At 70.1% G+C, this 15817-nt stretch carries 20 protein-coding genes; 11 read left to right on the forward strand and 9 right to left on the reverse strand.

All coding sequences use genetic code 11. The annotated features are described in order from the left end of the window. Positions 1-114 precede the first annotated feature (114 nt). Positions 115-477, forward strand: a complete 363-nt coding sequence (locus AVCA_RS08955; protein WP_012700578.1) for a DUF5064 family protein — start codon at positions 115-117, stop codon at positions 475-477. Between the two features lie 5 nt (positions 478-482). On the opposite strand, the gene AVCA_RS08960 is transcribed toward AVCA_RS08955, so the two are convergent. The 5 genes from AVCA_RS08960 to AVCA_RS08980 form a co-directional block, all read right to left on the reverse strand. Beyond that, complete coding sequence (locus AVCA_RS08960) at positions 483-1184, reverse strand: ABC transporter ATP-binding protein (protein ID WP_012700579.1); 702 nt, start codon at positions 1182-1184, stop codon at positions 483-485. Next, the gene (gene livG / locus AVCA_RS08965) at positions 1184-1951 is read right to left on the reverse strand and encodes a high-affinity branched-chain amino acid ABC transporter ATP-binding protein LivG (protein WP_012700580.1); all 768 of its coding nucleotides are present in this window, start codon (positions 1949-1951) and stop codon (positions 1184-1186) included. Before livG ends, AVCA_RS08960 begins: the two co-directional genes overlap by 1 nt. Then, the gene (locus tag AVCA_RS08970; RefSeq protein ID WP_012700581.1) at positions 1948-3204 is read right to left on the reverse strand and encodes a high-affinity branched-chain amino acid ABC transporter permease LivM; all 1257 of its coding nucleotides are present in this window, start codon (positions 3202-3204) and stop codon (positions 1948-1950) included. Before AVCA_RS08970 ends, livG begins: the two co-directional genes overlap by 4 nt. Continuing rightward, a complete protein-coding gene (livH, locus tag AVCA_RS08975; protein WP_012700582.1) occupies positions 3201-4124 on the reverse strand; it encodes a high-affinity branched-chain amino acid ABC transporter permease LivH in 924 nt (307 codons plus the stop codon). The genes AVCA_RS08970 and livH overlap by 4 nt, the downstream gene beginning before the upstream one ends. A gap of 172 nt (positions 4125-4296) precedes the next feature. After that, entirely contained in the window at positions 4297-5418 is a 1122-nt protein-coding gene (locus AVCA_RS08980) for a branched-chain amino acid ABC transporter substrate-binding protein (protein WP_012700583.1), read from the reverse strand. A gap of 174 nt (positions 5419-5592) precedes the next feature. Here AVCA_RS08980 and AVCA_RS08985 point away from each other — a divergent pair, with 174 nt between their 5' ends. The 10 genes from AVCA_RS08985 (at position 5593) to AVCA_RS09030 (ending at position 12499) form a co-directional block, all read left to right on the forward strand. Continuing rightward, a complete protein-coding gene (locus tag AVCA_RS08985) occupies positions 5593-5913 on the forward strand; it encodes a DUF2288 domain-containing protein (RefSeq protein ID WP_012700584.1) in 321 nt (106 codons plus the stop codon). Between the two features lie 103 nt (positions 5914-6016). After that, a complete protein-coding gene (atpD, locus tag AVCA_RS08990; protein WP_012700585.1) occupies positions 6017-7438 on the forward strand; it encodes a F0F1 ATP synthase subunit beta in 1422 nt (473 codons plus the stop codon). Beyond that, positions 7435-7875 (forward strand): F0F1 ATP synthase subunit epsilon, encoded by a 441-nt coding sequence (locus tag AVCA_RS08995; protein WP_012700586.1) that lies wholly within the window; start codon positions 7435-7437, stop codon positions 7873-7875. Before atpD ends, AVCA_RS08995 begins: the two co-directional genes overlap by 4 nt. Further along, positions 7872-8159 carry an AtpZ/AtpI family protein gene (locus AVCA_RS09000; RefSeq protein ID WP_012700587.1) on the forward strand — a complete coding sequence of 96 codons (288 nt, stop codon included), beginning with the start codon at positions 7872-7874 and terminating at the stop codon, positions 8157-8159. Before AVCA_RS08995 ends, AVCA_RS09000 begins: the two co-directional genes overlap by 4 nt. After that, positions 8156-8440 (forward strand): N-ATPase subunit AtpR, encoded by a 285-nt coding sequence (locus tag AVCA_RS09005; protein ID WP_012700588.1) that lies wholly within the window; start codon positions 8156-8158, stop codon positions 8438-8440. The genes AVCA_RS09000 and AVCA_RS09005 overlap by 4 nt, the downstream gene beginning before the upstream one ends. Then, positions 8437-9126, forward strand: coding sequence for a F0F1 ATP synthase subunit A (locus AVCA_RS09010; protein ID WP_231876194.1), 690 nt, complete (start codon positions 8437-8439; stop codon positions 9124-9126). Before AVCA_RS09005 ends, AVCA_RS09010 begins: the two co-directional genes overlap by 4 nt. 3 nt (positions 9127-9129) lie before the next feature. Next, on the forward strand, positions 9130-9378 hold the full coding sequence (locus AVCA_RS09015; RefSeq protein WP_012700590.1) for a F0F1 ATP synthase subunit C: 249 nt from the start codon (positions 9130-9132) through the stop codon (positions 9376-9378). Positions 9379-9388: 10 nt separating this feature from the next. Next, the gene (locus AVCA_RS09020) at positions 9389-10129 is read left to right on the forward strand and encodes a F0F1 ATP synthase subunit delta (RefSeq protein WP_012700591.1); all 741 of its coding nucleotides are present in this window, start codon (positions 9389-9391) and stop codon (positions 10127-10129) included. Then, on the forward strand, positions 10116-11657 hold the full coding sequence (locus AVCA_RS09025) for a F0F1 ATP synthase subunit alpha (RefSeq protein ID WP_012700592.1): 1542 nt from the start codon (positions 10116-10118) through the stop codon (positions 11655-11657). The genes AVCA_RS09020 and AVCA_RS09025 overlap by 14 nt, the downstream gene beginning before the upstream one ends. Continuing rightward, positions 11654-12499: a F0F1 ATP synthase subunit gamma gene (locus AVCA_RS09030; RefSeq protein WP_012700593.1), complete on the forward strand. Its 846-nt coding sequence runs from the start codon at positions 11654-11656 to the stop codon at positions 12497-12499. Before AVCA_RS09025 ends, AVCA_RS09030 begins: the two co-directional genes overlap by 4 nt. A gap of 19 nt (positions 12500-12518) precedes the next feature. On the opposite strand, the gene phnE is transcribed toward AVCA_RS09030, so the two are convergent. Genes phnE through AVCA_RS09050 form a run of 4 tightly spaced genes read right to left on the reverse strand, consistent with a single transcriptional unit; the run spans position 12519 to position 15746 of the window. Then, positions 12519-13277, reverse strand: coding sequence for a phosphonate ABC transporter, permease protein PhnE (gene phnE, locus AVCA_RS09035; RefSeq protein ID WP_012700594.1), 759 nt, complete (start codon positions 13275-13277; stop codon positions 12519-12521). Continuing rightward, entirely contained in the window at positions 13274-14104 is an 831-nt protein-coding gene (locus tag AVCA_RS09040; RefSeq protein ID WP_012700595.1) for a PhnE/PtxC family ABC transporter permease, read from the reverse strand. The genes phnE and AVCA_RS09040 overlap by 4 nt, the downstream gene beginning before the upstream one ends. Continuing rightward, a complete protein-coding gene (locus tag AVCA_RS09045) occupies positions 14098-14898 on the reverse strand; it encodes a phosphonate ABC transporter ATP-binding protein (protein ID WP_012700596.1) in 801 nt (266 codons plus the stop codon). The genes AVCA_RS09040 and AVCA_RS09045 overlap by 7 nt, the downstream gene beginning before the upstream one ends. Then, on the reverse strand, positions 14895-15746 hold the full coding sequence (locus AVCA_RS09050) for a putative selenate ABC transporter substrate-binding protein (protein ID WP_012700597.1): 852 nt from the start codon (positions 15744-15746) through the stop codon (positions 14895-14897). Before AVCA_RS09050 ends, AVCA_RS09045 begins: the two co-directional genes overlap by 4 nt. Between the last annotated feature and the right edge of the window lie 71 nt (positions 15747-15817).

Consider the following 15817-nt stretch of genomic DNA (forward strand, 5'->3'; position numbering starts at 1 on the left):
GACGATTCGCCGGAGGACTGGCGATCGACGCTATCTACACTGAATGGGCGGCGCTCCGCCGATTCCGGGCGGGAGGCCGCGCCGTTCGGCCTCATTCCCTGCGAGGAGATTCCCATGTTCAAGCCGGGTCATCTGCATCGCGAACATCTGCCGGACAAGTCCGATCCGCAGACCTTCGCCTACGATGTGCATTACGAGGTGCGCGAGACGCCGGAAAGGGGGCGGTTGTTGCACATGCGCATGGACGGCGAGATCGATGGCAAGCCCTTCACGGAGGAGTGCGAACTGCCGCGCGACATGGCCTTCGACTTCATGAACGAACTGACCCGGATCTCCGTGCGTCATGGCCTGCATCCGCGCTTCGGCCCGATCCTGCGCGAACACGACGAATACGACGCCATGTTCGAGGACATCCGCCACAAGCTGGGGCTGCGCCCCGGCGAGCCGATCGACCTCGGCCATCTGCCGGGACACTAGATGGCTCAGCCGCCCAGGTAGGCCTCGCATACCCGCGCATCGCCGAGCAGTTCCTCGCCCGTGCCCTGCATGACGATCCGCCCGTTCTCCAGCACGTAGCCGCGGTCGGCCAGCTTGAGCGCCTGGTTGGCGTTCTGCTCGACCAGGAAGACCGTGACGCCTTTCTCGCGCAATTGCTCGATGATCGCGAAGATCCGCTGGATGATCAGCGGCGCCAGGCCCAGGGAGGGTTCGTCGAGCAGCAGCAGGCGCGGCCGGCTCATCAGCGCGCGGCCGATGGCGAGCATCTGCTGCTCGCCGCCGGACAGGGTGCCGCCGCGCTGGGCGTAGCGCTCCCTCAGCCGCGGGAAGAGTTCCAGCACGCGCTCCAGGCGCTCTTCGACTTCTCCCCGGCCGGCGAAGAAGCCGCCCATCGCGAGGTTCTCCTCGACCGTCAGGCGGGCGAAGATGCGCCGGCCTTCCGGGACCACTGCGATGCCCTTGCGCATGATCGCGCCGGTATCCTGGCCGACCAGTTCCTCGCCGCGGTAGCGGATGCTCCCGGCGCTGGCCCGCGGCGTGCCGCAGAGGGTCATCAGCAGGGTCGACTTGCCGGCGCCGTTGGCGCCGATCAGGGTGACGATCTCGCCTTCGCGCACCTCCAGGCTCACTCCGTGGAGCGCCTGGATCTTGCCGTAGCAGGTGGAAACGTTGTCGAAGCGTAGCATCAGGCTTCCCCCAGATAGGCCTTGATCACCTCGGGATGGCTGCGGATCTGTGCCGGCGTGCCCTCGGCCAGCGGACGGCCCTGGTTGATCGCCACGATCCGGTCGGAAATGCCCATCACCAGCGGCATGTCGTGCTCGATCAGCAGCACGCCGAGGCCGTGTTCGTCGCGCAGCAGGCCGATCAATGCCTTGAGCTCCTCGGTTTCCCGCGGGTTGAGGCCGGCGGCCGGCTCGTCGAGCATCAGGATGCGCGGGCGGGTCGTCATGCAGCGGGCGATTTCCAGACGACGCTGCTGGCCGTAGGCGAGGGTGCCGGCGGGACGGTTGGCGCAATCGCCCAGGCCGACCCGTTCCAGCCAGTGATGGGCGAGCTCCAGGGCCTGGCGCTCGCTGCGGCGGAAGGCCGGAGTCTTCAGCAGGCCGGCGAAGAAATTGGTGTTCAGGTGGCGGTGCTGGGCCACCAGGAGGTTTTCCAGCGTGGTCATCTCCCTGAACAGGCGGACGTTCTGGAAGGTGCGCACCACGCCCTTGCGGGCGATCCTGTGGCCCGGCAGGCCCTGGATCGCTTCGCCGTCGAGGAGGATCTCGCCGGCGCTGGGCCTGTAGAAGCCGGTCAGGCAGTTGAACACCGTGGTCTTGCCGGCGCCGTTGGGGCCGATCATCGACAGCACCTGCCGTTCGCCGAGGCGGAGGTTCACGCCGTCGACCGCCAGCAGGCCGCCGAAGCGCATGGCCAGGTCGCGCACTTCCAGCAGCGGGCGGCTCATGGTTTCAGCTCCAGGTGCGGACGCTGCATGGGCAACAGGCCCTGCGGCCGCCAGACCATCATCAGCACCAGCAGGGCGCCGAACAGCAGCATGCGGTACTCGCTGAACTCGCGCATCAGTTCGGGAAGCAGGATCATCACCATCGCGGCGAGGATCACCCCCAGTTGCGAGCCCATGCCGCCCAGCACGACGATGGCGAGGATCACCGCCGACTCGATGAAGGTGAAGGACTCCGGCGTCACCAGCCCCTGGCGGGCGGCGAAGAAGCTGCCGGCGAATCCGGCGAAGCAGGCGCCGAGGGTGAAGGCCGAGAGCTTGATGGCGGTGGGGTTGAGGCCCAGCGCGCGGCAGGCGATCTCGTCCTCGCGCAGGGCTTCCCAGGCACGGCCGATCGGCATGCGCAGCAGGCGATTGATGACGAACAGGGTGAGCAGCACCAGCGAGAGGGCGATCAGGTAGAGGAAGATCACCTTGTCCGCCGAGTCGTAGGGCAGGCCGAAGAAGCCGTGGAAGGTCTGCAGGCCCTCCGGGGCGCGGCGCTCGAAGGTCAGGCCGAAGAAAGTCGGCCTGTCGATGCCGCCGATGCCGTTGGGACCGCCGGTGAGTTCGGTGAGGTTGCGCAGCAGGATGCGGATGATCTCGCCGAAGCCCAGGGTGACGATGGCCAGGTAGTCACCGCGCAGGCGCAGCACCGGAAAGCCGAGCAGGAAGCCGAACAGCGCGGCCATCGCCCCGGCGATCGGCAGGCAGGTCCAGAAGCCCAGGCCGAAGTGCTGCGAGAGCAGGGCGTAGGTGTAGGCGCCGACCGCGTAGAAGCCGACGTAACCGAGATCGAGCAGGCCGGCGAGGCCGACCACGATGTTCAGGCCGAGTCCCAGCATGGCGTAGATGAGGATCAGGGTGGCCAGGTCCACGGCGCCACGCGAGGCGAGGAACGGCCAGACCAGGGCCGGCAGCAGCAGGGCGAGCACGCCCCAGCGCTGGGTCGCGGGGCGGGTGAGGATGTCCTTCAGCCGGTTCGGCACGCCGGGAGGTCGCGGCGCTCCGCTCCAGAGCACGGCGAGGCGGTCGCGCCAGAGTTGCCAGCAGAACATGCCGACGGCCGCGGCGGCGATGCTGCAGAGCAGCGCCGGGCTGGCGTTGTGCACTTCCAGGCGGATACCGACGGTGGTCAGCCTGAGGCCGAGCACCGGCCAGGCCACGGCGAGCACCAGCAGGGCGCTGAACAGGGCGGTCTTCAGTCGGGGACTCATACCTTCTCCACCTCCGGGCGACCGAGAATGCCGGTGGGGCGGAACAACAGCACCAGTATCAGCAGGCCGAAGGCCACCACATCCTTGTACGGATCGCCGAACAGGTCGGCGCCGAAGGCTTCGGCGACTCCCAGCAGCAGGCCGCCGAGCATGGCCCCGGGAATGCTGCCGATGCCGCCGAGCACCGCGGCGGTGAACGCCTTGATGCCGGCGAGAAAGCCCTGTTGCGGGTTGATCACCCCGTACTGCAGGCCCAGCAGCACCGCGGCCACCGCGGCCAGGGCGGCGCCGATGACGAAGGTCAGGGCGATGATCCGGTGGGTGTCGATGCCCAGCAGGCCGGCCATCTTCAGGTCCTCGGCACAGGCGCGGCAGGCGCGGCCGAGGCGCGAACGGGAGATGAACAGGTGGAGACCGAGCATGACCAGCAGGGTGACGGCGAAGATCAGCATCTGTATCCAGGAGATCACCACGCCGTGCATGGCGCTTTCGCCGATGACCAGGTTGCCCGGCAGCAGGCTGGGGATCGCCTTGTCGCGCGAGCCCTGGGACAGCAGGACCTCGTTCTGCAGGAAGATCGACATGCCGATCGCCGAAATCAGCGGGATCAACCGGTTGCCGCCGCGCAGCGGGCGGTAGGCGATGCGCTCGATGGAATAGCCGTAGGCGCTGGCGACCACGATGCTCGCGGCGAAGGCGCCGGCCATCAGCAGCGGCAACTGGTCCAGGCCGAGCATGGACAGTCCGGCGATGACGATGAAGGCCACATAGGAGGCGATCATGTACACCTCGCCGTGGGCGAAGTTGATCATGCCGATGATGCCGTAGACCATGGTGTAGCCGATGGCGATCAGCGCATAGGTGCTGCCGACCGTCAGGCCGTTCACCAGTTGTTGCAGGTAGTGGTAGAGATCGGGCATTGCCTGGACTCCTCGAAGCCCGCGCGGGGCCGGCAATGGGTATTCCTCGAAGGGGGGGAGCCAGGGGGAGACGCCGAGTCCTCGCCGTCGAGCGCTGATCCGCCAGGGGCCGCGCAGGACAAAAGCATCGCGGGCAAGGACCGGGCGTCCCCCTCGCTCCTGCGCAGGCAACCTACTCGACCGGCGTCTTGGTCGCGTCCCGGTGCCACTCGTAGACTTCGAAACCGAAATCCTTCAGATCGCCCCTGGCATCGAAGGCCAGGGTGCCGGTCACGGTGTCGAAGCTGTTGTCGCGCAGGGCCTCGGCGACCGCCTCGGGATCGTCGCTGCCGGCTTTTCCGATGCCCTGGGCGATCAGTTGCACGGCGGCATAGGCGGGGAACACGAAGGGGCCGCTGGGGTCCTGGTTCTTGGCCTTGAAGGCCTCGACCAGCGGCTGGTTCTCCGGGGCCTGGTCGAAGGCGCGCGGCAGGGTGATCAGCAGGCCCTCGGCGGCGCCCCCGGCGATGGCGGAAAGCTCCTTGTTGCCGACCCCTTCCGGTCCCATGAAGCGTACCTTCAGACCCTTTTCCGCGGACTGGCGCAACAGCAGGCCGAGTTCCGGGTGGTAGCCGCCGTAGTAGACGAAGTCGACGCCGGCCTGCTTGAGCTTGGCGATCATCGTCGAAAAGTCCTTGTCGCCGGCGTTGATGCCCTCGTACAGCGCCACTTCGACACCCTTGTCCCGCAGGGTCTTCCTGACCGCGCTGGCGATGCCCTCGCCGTACTGCTGCTTGTCGTGCAGCACCGCGACGCGCCCGGGCTTGATCCGCTCGGTGATGAAGTTGCCCGCGGTCGGTCCCTGCAGGCTGTCCAGGCCGATGGTACGGAAGATCAAGCGGTGTCCCTGGGCGGTGATCTGCGGGCTGGTCGCGGCGGGGGTGATCATCAGCACGCCCTCGTCCTCGTAGATGTCCGCGGCGGGCTGGGTCGAGCTGGAGCAGAGGTGGCCGACGACGAAGGCTATGCCGTCGTTGACGATCTTGTTGGCCACCGCGACCGCCTGCTTGGGATCGCAGGCGTCGTCGTAGACGGTGCCTTCGAGGAGTCGGCCGTTCACTCCACCGGCCTGGTTGATCCGTTCGATGGCCAGTTTCGCGCCGATGAACTGCATGTCGCCGTATTGCGCCACGGGACCGGTGACCGGTCCGGCCAGGGCGATGCGGATCGGTTCGGCGGCGGCCGCGTGGAGCGCCGCTCCGGCCAGCGCCAGGGCGGCGAACAGCCGGGAAAGGTGTCGGGTAGCCTTGTGCATGTTATCCCTCGTTCTGTCGTTGCGGGGGCCGCTCCGGCCCGGCCCTCTTCTGCGCAGGGCGTTTCGTTACAGTTTAAGGGTGCCTTTCGCCGCTTGGAAACCTTGCCGGCCGGCACTTGCCCGGTTCCGCCGCGCCGCTATGATGGCGGCCCTCGCATGCCCGGTGAATCTTCCATGACAGACACGACCAACCCCCTCTACGTCAAGCTGCTCGGCGAAACGGCCCGGATCGGCTGGGCGGAACTGCAGCCCTTTTTCGCTCGCGGCGCGCTGCTCTGGGTCGCCGCCGAGGTGGATCTGGTGGCGGTGGCGCTGGCCGTCGCCGAGGACGATCGGGCCAGTGTGGCCGCCTGGCTGGGCGGCGGCCAACTGGCGAAGCTGGAGGAAAGCCGCGCCGAGGACCTGCTCGAACGCGAGCCGCCGCTGTGGGCGGTGGTGGTTGCGCCCTGGGTGCTGGTGCAGGAGCGCGGCGAGGAGCCGGAAGCGCGGCACTGAGCGTTTGCGGGAGCACGGCTGCGACGATCCGACCTTGCGCCGCGAAGGGGCGCTTGTCCACTATGGATAGGGAAGGGAACCCCGTCCGGGGACGAGGGAAGGGATGGTGGCAGCGCAGCTCGAAGGACTGGTCAGTGCCGTGCGCGGTGCGGTGATCGATGTGACGTTCCCGGCGGGGTTGCCGCCGATCGGCGATGCCCTGGCGATCCTGCGCGACGACGGAGAGCCGCTGCTGGCCGAGGTGCAGGCCCATCTTGACGCGCGACGGGTGCGCGCCATCGCCCTGGCGGCCACCTCCGGCCTGCCGCGCGGCGTCATGGCGCGCACCCTGGGCGGGCCGCTCAGGGTGCCGGTGGGCGAGGCCGTGCTCGGCCGCCTGCTCGACGTCGGCGGTGTCGTCGGCGACAAGGGCCCGCCGCTGCCGGACGACGTGCCGCGCCGGCCCATCCACCGTTCGCCGCCGCCGCTCGCGGCGCAGGCCGCGACAAGCGAGCCGTTCGCCACCGGGATCAAGGTCATCGACCTGCTCACGCCCCTGGTGCAGGGCGGCAAGGCGGCGATGTTCGGCGGCGCCGGGGTCGGCAAGACGGTACTGGTGATGGAACTGATCCACGCCATGGTCGAGCGCTATCGGGGTATCTCGGTGTTCGCCGGGGTCGGCGAGCGTTCCCGCGAGGGGCACGAGATGCTGCTCGACATGCGCAACTCCGGCGTGCTGCCGCACACCGTGCTGGTCTACGGGCAGATGAACGAGCCGCCCGGGGCGCGCTGGCGCGTGCCGCTGACCGCCCTGAGCATCGCCGAATACTTCCGCGACGAGCGACGGCAGAACGTGCTGCTGCTGATGGACAACGTGTTCCGCTTCGTGCAGGCCGGCGCCGAGGTGTCCGGCCTGCTCGGCCGCCTGCCGTCGCGGGTCGGCTACCAGCCGACCCTGGCCGACGAGGTGGCCGCGCTGCAGGAGCGCATCGTTTCGGTCGGCGGCGTGGCGGTGACCGCCATCGAGGCGGTGTACGTGCCCGCCGACGACTTCACCGATCCGGCGGTGACCGCCCTGGCCGCCCACGTCGACAGCATGGTGGTGCTGTCCCGCGCCATGGCGGCGCAGGGCATGTACCCGGCGGTCGATCCCATCGCCTCCTCCTCGTTGCTGCTCGACCCGCTGGTGGTGGGCGCGGAGCACGTCGCCATCGCCACCGAGGCGCGCCGGATCATCGAGCACTACCGTAGCCTGCAGGATGTGATCTCGCTGCTCGGCATCGAGGAGCTTGCCGTCGAGGATCGTCGTATCGTCGGTCGGGCACGGCGCCTGCAGCGCTTCCTGACCCAGCCCTTCGCGGTCACCGAGGCCTTCACCGGCATGCCGGGGCGCTCGGTGGCGCTGGCCGATACCCTGGCCGGCTGCCGGGCGATCCTCGCCGGGGAGTGCGACGACTGGCAGGAGCGTTCGCTGTACATGGTCGGCACCCTGGAGGAGGCCCGGGCCAGGGAAGAGGCGGCCAGGCGCGGGGAGACGCCGGCATGAGCCTTCCCCTGCGTCTGCGGATCGTCACTCCGCAGCAGGTGCTGGTCGACTGCACGGACGTGGTGGCGTTTCGCGGCGAGGATGCCAGCGGCGGCTTCGGCCTGCTGCCGGGCCATGTCGACTATCTCACCGTGCTGGTGCCCACGGTGCTGCGCTGGCGCCGCGCGGGCGGCGAGCAAGGCTTCTGTGCGGTGCACGGCGGCGTGCTGAGCCTGAGCGGCGGCGAGTTGCGCGTCGCCTGTCGCGAAGGCATCGTCGGCGAGCGCCTCGAACAGCTCGAGGCGCAGGTGCGCGAGGCCCGCGAGACCCGGCGCGACAGTGCCCGGCGGGCGCGGGTCGAACATCTGCGCCTGCACACCCAGGCGGTGCGCCAACTGGTGCGCTACCTGCGCGCCGAGGGCGAGACACCATTCGATCCCGAGGGAGAGCCCCGATGAACCCGCAACGAGACGAGGGACGCGAGCCGTTGGGCGAGGCGGCGCGTCGTGCCGTGCGCCGCGAGGAGCAGGCGCGCCGCGATCCGGAGCCTTCGCTGGGCCGGCGCCTGGGGCAGATCGGCGTGCTCGGCTGGGCCATCGTCGTACCCGTGCTGCTCGGCCTGCTGCTCGGCCGCTGGCTGGATCGCCTGTTCGGCACGGGCGTGACCTTCGCCGCGGCGCTGCTGTTCCTCGGCGCCTGCCTGGGGCTCTGGTCGGCCTGGCGCTGGATGCACCGGCAATGAAGGCGTTGGTGCTGCTGGAGAGCGCGCTGCCCCTGGGGCTCGGCCTGCTGGTCGGGCTGCTCGCCGGCTGGGCGCATTTTTCCTCGCTGGCGGCGAACCTGCGCCTGTTCACCGCGGGGCGGATCGCCGCCGCCCTGGCCCTGCAATCGTTGCGCCTGGGGCTGACCGTCGCCGTACTGGCGGGACTGATCCGCCTCGACCTCGGCGCGCTGCTGGCCGGCGCCTGCGGTCTGCTGCTGGCGCGCCGCCGGCTGTTGCGGCGGGAAGGAGCATGTCGATGATGCATTCGCCTTTGATCAGCGAAACCCTCTTCCAGCTCGGCCCGCTGCCCATCGGCAAAGCGGTGGCGGTGACCTGGGGGCTGCTGGCGCTGCTGGCCGGCGGCAGTTGGCTGCTGACCCGCCGCCTGCGCCTGCGTCCGACGCGCTGGCAAAGCCTGCTGGAACTCCTGGTGGCGGTCCTCGACGGGCAGATCCGCGACACCATGCAGGTCTCGCCGGCCCCCTACCGTGCTCTGATCGGCAGCCTGTTCCTGTTCATCCTGGCCGCCAACTGGGCGGAACTGATCCCCGGTATCGAGCCGCCCACCGCCAGCCTGGAAACCGACGCCGCCCTGGCGCTGATCGTGTTCGTCGCGAGCATCGCCTGCGGGGTGGCGAGCCGTGGCCCGGCCGGCTATCTGCGCACCTTCGCCGAGCCGAGCTGGGTGATGATCCCGCTGAACATCGTCGAGCAGTTGACCCGCACCTTCTCGCTGAGCGTGCGCCTGTTCGGCAACATCATGAGCGGCGTGTTCGTGCTCGGCATCGCCCTGTCGCTGGCCGGCCTGCTGGTACCGATTCCCTTCATGGCGCTGGACCTGCTCACCGGGGCGATCCAGGCCTACATCTTCAGTGTCCTGGCGATGGTCTTCATCGGCGCCGCCGTGAAGGAAACCGCCGGCACGCACCCTGCCTCAAAGGAGTGATTCATGGACAACCCGATCGAGATCGTCAGCATCCTCGGCGCCGCCCTGGCGGTGTCCTTCGGCGCCCTCGGCCCGGCACTGGCCGAGGGGCGCGCGGTGGCGGCGGCGATGGATGCCATCGCACGCCAGCCGGAGGCCGCCGGCACCCTCTCGCGCACCCTGTTCGTCGGTCTGGCGATGATCGAGACCATGGCCATCTACTGCCTGGTGGTCGCCGTGCTGCTGCTGTTCGCCAACCCCTTCGTCCACTGAGCGCGGCCCCATGACGCTGGATTGGTGGAGCCTGGGCCTGCAGGCGGTCAACGTTCTGATTCTCGTCTGGCTGCTGTCGCGTTTCCTGTTCCGGCCGGTGGCGCAGATAGTCGCCGAGCGGCAGAGCGAGGCCGGGCGGCTGCTCGATGAGGCCGCCGAGGCCAAGGCCGCCGCCGAGCGCGTGCGCGCCGAGGCGGAGGCGGCCCGCGCGCAACTGGCCAGCCGGCAGGATACCGCGCTGCGGGCGGCGGAGCAGGAGGTCGCGGGGGTCAAGGCGCGCCTGTTGCGGGAGGCCGAGGAGGAGGTCCGGCAGTTGCACGAGCGGGCGGAGCAGGCCCAGGTGGCACGGCAGCAGGCTGCCCTGGCGCTGGTCGAGGAACGCGCCACCCGTCTGGCGCTGGAGATCGCCGCGCGACTGCTGGAGCGGCTGCCGGACAGCGTGCGGCTATCCGCTTTCATCGATGGCCTGCTGGCCGGGCTGGACGAGTTGCCGGCGGCCGCGCGCCAGGCGCTCGGCGCCGAGTCCGCCGCGCTGACCCTGCGCGTGCCGCGCACGCCGAGCGCCGGGGAGCTGGAGGCTTGCCGCCAGGCGCTGGCGCGCGCGCTCGGACGGGAGCCGGAGCTGAAGGTGGCAGTCGATCCCGGACTGATCGCCGGACTCGAACTGGAGGGCTCCAACGCCGTGGTGCGCAACAGTTTCCGCGCCGATCTGGCGCGGCTGCACAGGGAGTTGAGCCATGAATCCGCCTGATCCCGAAGCGCTCCGGATCGCCGCCGACGCCTGGCTGGAGCGCAGCCGCGCGGTGCTGGCGCGCACCCCGCTCAGGCCCGAGGCCGGCGAGATCGGCCGGGTCGAACGGATCGCCGACGGCATCGCGCAGGTCGGCGGATTGCCGGGGGTACGGCTCAACGAATTGCTGCGTTTCGCCGACGGCAGCCTCGGTTTCGCCCTGAGCCTGGACAGCGACGCGATCGGTGCGGTGCTGCTCGACGGCGGTGAGGGCATCGCCGCCGGCTCCGAGGTGCACGGCACCGGCGAGGTGCTGCGGGTGCCGGTCGGCTCCGGTCTGCTGGGCCGGGTGGTCGATCCGCTGGGGCGGCCGCTGGACCGCGACGAGCCGGTGACGGCCGAGGACTGGCTGCCGATCGAGCGGCCGGCTCCGGCGATCATCGAGCGCGATCTGGTCAGCGAGCCGGTGGAAACCGGCGTGCTGATCGTCGATGCGCTGTTTTCCGTCGGCCGCGGCCAGCGCGAGCTGATCATCGGCGACCGCGCCACCGGCAAGACCGCGCTGGCGCTCGACACCATCGTCAACCAGAAGCATTCGGAGCTGATCTGCGTCTACGTCGCCGTCGGCCAGCGCGCCGGCGCCGTGCAGCAGGCGCTCGAAGCGGTGCGCCGGCACGGCGCGGCGGAGCGCTGCGTGTTCGTCGTCGCCCCGGCCGCCTCGTCGCCCGGTCTGCAGTGGGTGGCGCCGTTCGCCGGCTTCAGCATCGCCGAGTATTTCCGCGACCGCGGCCAGCATGCGCTGATCGTCATCGACGACCTCAGCAAGCACGCCGCCACCCATCGCGAGTTGTCCCTGCTGACCCACGAGCCGCCGGGGCGCGAGGCCTATCCGGGAGATATCTTCTACCTGCACGCGCGCCTGCTGGAGCGCGCCGCCAAGCTGGCCCCGGAACTCGGCGGCGGTTCGCTGACCGCGCTGCCGATCGCCCAGACCGAGGCCGGCAACCTGGCCGCCTATATCCCCACCAACCTGATTTCCATCACCGACGGGCAGATCTTTCTCGACAGCCACCTGGCCGCGGGCAACCAGCGCCCGGCGGTGGACGTCGGCCTGTCGGTCAGCCGGGTCGGCGGCAAGGCCCAGCCCGCCGTGCTGCGCGAGGTGGCCGGACGGCTGCGCCTGGAGTATTCGCAATTTCTCGAGCTGGAGATGTTCACCCGTTTCGGCGGCATCGGCGACAGCCACGTGCGCCAGCAGATCGTCCGTGGCGAACGCAGTCGCGCACTGCTCGCCCAGCCGCGCTTCGCCGCGCTGCGCCTGGCGGATCAGGTGGCGCTGCTGGCGGCGCTCGGCGCCGGTGTGTTCGATGCGTATCCGCCGGCGCTGATCGACACCCTGCGCGGACGCCTGCCGGCCTGGCTGGATGCGCGGGCGGGCGAACTGGTGCAGGCCGTCCACCGCGAGGGGCGGCTGGACGAGGCCGGCCGCGCCGCGCTGGCCGAGCAGGTCGGCGCGCTCTGTGCCGAGCTGGCCGGAGGCGCGCCGTGAGCGGTCGGCTCGGCGAGGTCGCCGGACATCTGGCCACCACCCGCGAGCTGGGTCTGGTGATCGGCGCCATGCGCGCCATTGCCGCCGCCCGCTCGCGGGAGGCCCGGAACTGCCTGGACAGTGTGCGCGCCTATGCCGAAACCCTCGGCACGGCGATCGGCGAGGCGCTGGCGCTGCTGCCCGAGGCGCAGTACCCCGAGGTTCCGGCCGGTGGCGATCGGCGGCACCTGGTGCTGGCGCTGTGCGCCGAGCAGGGCTTCGTCGGCGGCTTCAACGAGCGGGTGCTGGAGTCGGCCGGCGCCTGTCTCGGCGCTGCCGGGGCACAGCTGTGGGTGCTCGGCGAGCGTGGCGCGACGGTGGCCGCCGAGCGTGGCCTGAGACCGGCCTGGTCGGCGCCGATGATCGCGCATCCGGACGAGATGTCGGCCCTGGCGGGACGCATGGCCGACGCCCTGTATGCCCGTCTGGGCGACGGAACGCCGACTCGCGTGAGCCTGGTCCACGCGCAACCGGGGGAGGCGGGGCGGCAGCCGGTGCTGACCCGCACGCTGCTGCCGTTCGACTACCGGCGCTTCCCGGCGTCACACCGCCACTCGTCGCCCGCCGTCACCCTGGCGCCGGCCCGTCTGGTCGCCGGCTTGGCCGAGGAGTACGTCTACGCCGAGCTGTGCGAGGCGCTGATGCTGTCCTTCGCGGCGGAGAACGAGGCACGCATGCAGGCCATGGTCGCCGCCCGGGGCAACGTCGAGCGGCGCAGCGCCGATCTGCTGGCCGAGTACAGGCGGGTGCGCCAGGACGAAATCACCGACGAGATCATCGAGTTGTCCGCCGCGCGCCTCTGAAGGCCTGGGCGGCCTGGGCTCAGTTCCATACCCAGCGATGGCGTCCCCAGCCGCTCAGCGCATCGACACCCAGCACCAGCGACAGCATGGCGAGGATCACCGTGGCGGCCTGGGCCTCCTGGAACAGGCTGAGGCTCAGGTAGAGCATCTGTCCCAGCCCGCCGGCGCCGACGAAGCCCAGTACGCTGGCCATGCGGATGTTGTTCTCCCAACGGTACAGGGTATAGGCCAGAAGCTGCGGCCAGACCCCTGGCAGGGTGCCGTAGCAGAATGCCGCGACGCGCCCGCCGCCAGCCAGGCGCACGGCCTCGGCCGGTTCGCCGGGGATGTTTTCCAGGGCCTCGGCGAACAGCCGGCCGAGCACCCCGGCGGTGTGCAGCGCCAGCGCCAGGGTGCCGGCGTTCGGGCCGAGGCCGGCGGCCAGCACCATCAGCGCGGCCCAGACCAGCTCCGGGATCGCCCGCAGGGCATTGAGCAGCAGGCGGGCGGCGGCGTTCGCCGGCAGCCCGCAGCGCCCGCTGGCCGGGAGCGCCAGCAGCAGGCCGAGGAGGGCGGCGAGCAGGGTGCCGATGGCCGACATGGCCAGGGTTTCCAGGGCACCGCGACCGATGGCCAGCAGGTGCGCCGGAGAGAAGTCGGGGCTGAGGAAGCCGCTGGCGTAATCGCCCATCTGCCGCAAGCTGTCCGCGCCGAACAGCGCGCCGAAGTCGATCTCCAGCCAGGCGAAAGAGGCCGTCACGGCCGCCAGCAGGCCCAGCAGCAGGAGGGCGTTGCTCATGCCAGCCTCCCGCGCAGCAGGCGGCTCAATTGGTCGGCCAACAGTACCAGCAGGAGGAAGGTCAGCAGCATGCTGGCCACCTCGCCGCCGGCGAACATGCGCATCGACAGGTCGATCTGCTGGCCGAGTCCGCCGGCGCCGACGAAACCCATCACCACCGAGGCACGGATCGCGCATTCCCAGCGGTAGACGGTATAGGAAAGCATCTCCGCCGCGGCGTTGGGCAGGATGCCGTAGAGAAAGGCGACCAGCCGCGGACTGCCGCTGCCGAGCAGGGCGCGCGCCGGGCGCGGGTCGACCGACTCGAAGATCTCCGCATAGACCTTGCCAAGCATGCCGGCATAGGTGATGGCGATGGCCAGTACCCCGGCGCTCGGCCCCAGTCCCACGGCGCGCACGAAAAGCAGGGCCCAGACGATTTCCGGCACGCTGCGCAGGACGATCAGGAAGATGCGTACCGGCCAGCGCAGCAGAGCGCCCCACCAGGCCGGACGGCCGCCGCGATGCAGCGCGGAGAGCGACAGGGCACGGCTGGCGAGCAGCGACGCGGGCAGGGCGATGAGCAGCGCCAGGCTCATGCCGGCGGTGGCGATGGCCAGGGTTTCCAGGGTCGCCCGGCCGAGCAGTTCGAGGAATTCGCGGCCGTGTTCCGGCGGCCAGAAGGCGGCGACGAATTGGCCCATGGTGGCCGTGTTGTCGCCCTGCAGGAGCACGCCCAGGTCCAGTTCGCTGAGCGACAGGCCCGGCCACAGCAGGAACAGCGCCAGCAGGCTGAGCGACAGGCGCGGCAGGGCGGCGGGATCGCGGAGGGGGCCCCGGGTCAGCATCGGGGTATGTGCGACGGCTGGGGGGCAGCCGCCGGCACGGCGGTCGGCTGCAGTTTTTCGTTGGCGTAGAGCGCGTCCAGCTCGGGCTGGCCGAGGGCGGCGGCCGGGAGGTCGAAGACCAGGCGCCCGGCGCGCACGCCGAGGATGCGCGGGAAATGCGCCAGCGCCAGATCCACCGCATGCAGGCTGGCGAGCAGGGTGATGTCGCGGCGGGCGGTCTCTTCGCTCAGCACGCCGAGGGTGTGTCCGGCGAGCACCGGGTCCATGGCCGAGACCGGCTCGTCGGCGAGGATCAGTTCCGGCTCCTGGTAGAGCACGCGGGCGATGCCGACCCGCTGCAACTGGCCGCCGGAGAGCCGGTCGCAGTGCTCGAACAGCTTTTCGGACAGGTCCAGGCGCGCCAGGGCCGCGGCCGCGCCGGCGGTATCCAGCGGGTGTACCAGGTTGAGCAGGCTCCTGGGCAGGGACCACTGCCCGAGCTTGCCGGCCAGCACGGCGGTGACCACCCGCTGGCGCGGCGGCAGGGGCGGGGTCTGGTGGATCAGGCCGATGCGCGCGCGCAGCCGCTGCCGGGCGGCGGCGGAAAGAGCCCAGGGGTCGGCGCCGAGTATTTCGATCCGGCCGGCACTGGGCCGCTGGGCGGTGGCGAGCAAGCGCAGCAGGCTGGTCTTGCCGGCACCGGAGGGGCCGATGATCGCCACCCGTTCGCCGGGAGCGATCGCCAGCCCGATATCGCTCAGCGCGACTTGGCCGTTGGCGTGGGTCAGGCCCACGCCGGACAGCTTCAGGATCACTTCAGGAGGCCGGCGGCGCGCGCCGCTTCCTCGATGCCCTGGTAGTTCTCCGGCTTGGTCTCGATGAAGCGGCTGGCGGCCTGCAGGTCGAGGATCGCCTTGTGCTCCGGCTTGGCCGGATCGAGGGCGAGGAAGGCCTTCTTGATCTTCGCCGCCAGTTCGGGATCGAGGCTGCCGCGCACCGTCCAGTTGTAGTCGTAATAGGTCGGGGTGGTGGCGAACACCTTGACCTTGTCGGTATCGACCTTGCCGGAATTGACCAGCTTGTCCCATACCGAGGCGTTGAGCACGCCGGCGTCGACCTTGCCGGACTGCACCCAGGCGACCGTGGCGTCGTGGGCGCCGGAGTAGGCCACGCGGCTGAAGAACTCTTCCGGCTTGATGCCGTCCTTGAGCATGAAGTAGCGCGGCATCAGGCTGCCCGAGGTGGAGGATACCGAGCCGAAGGCGAAGGTCCTGCCTTTGAGGTCCTGCAGGGATTTCACCGCCGGATCGGCGCTGATGAACTTGCTGGTGAACTTCTCGTCCTGCTCGCGCTGCACCAGCGGAATGGCGTTGCCGGTCTTCAGGCGGGTCTGCACGAAGGTGAAGCCGCCCAGCCAGGCCATATCCACACGGTCGGCGGCCAGCGCTTCGACCACCGCCGCATAGTCGGCCACCGGCACGAATTTCACCGGCATGCCCAGCTCTTTCTCCAGATAGGCGCCGAGCGGCTTGAACTTGCGCAGCAGCTCGGTGGGCGCCTCATCGGGAATCGCCGAGACGTTGAGCACGTCGGCAGCCTGGGCGAAAACGCTGGACAGGGACAGGGCAAAGCCGGCGGCGAGCGCCAGGGTACGCTTGAGCATGGGGTTCTCCGGTTCAATGGCGGAAAAAGGCGGGCGGATTATAGAGGAAGCGCGCCCGCTGCGAAGGGGCG

The sequence above is a fragment of the Azotobacter vinelandii CA genome (genome assembly GCF_000380335.1).
Lineage (GTDB): Bacteria > Pseudomonadota > Gammaproteobacteria > Pseudomonadales > Pseudomonadaceae > Azotobacter > Azotobacter vinelandii.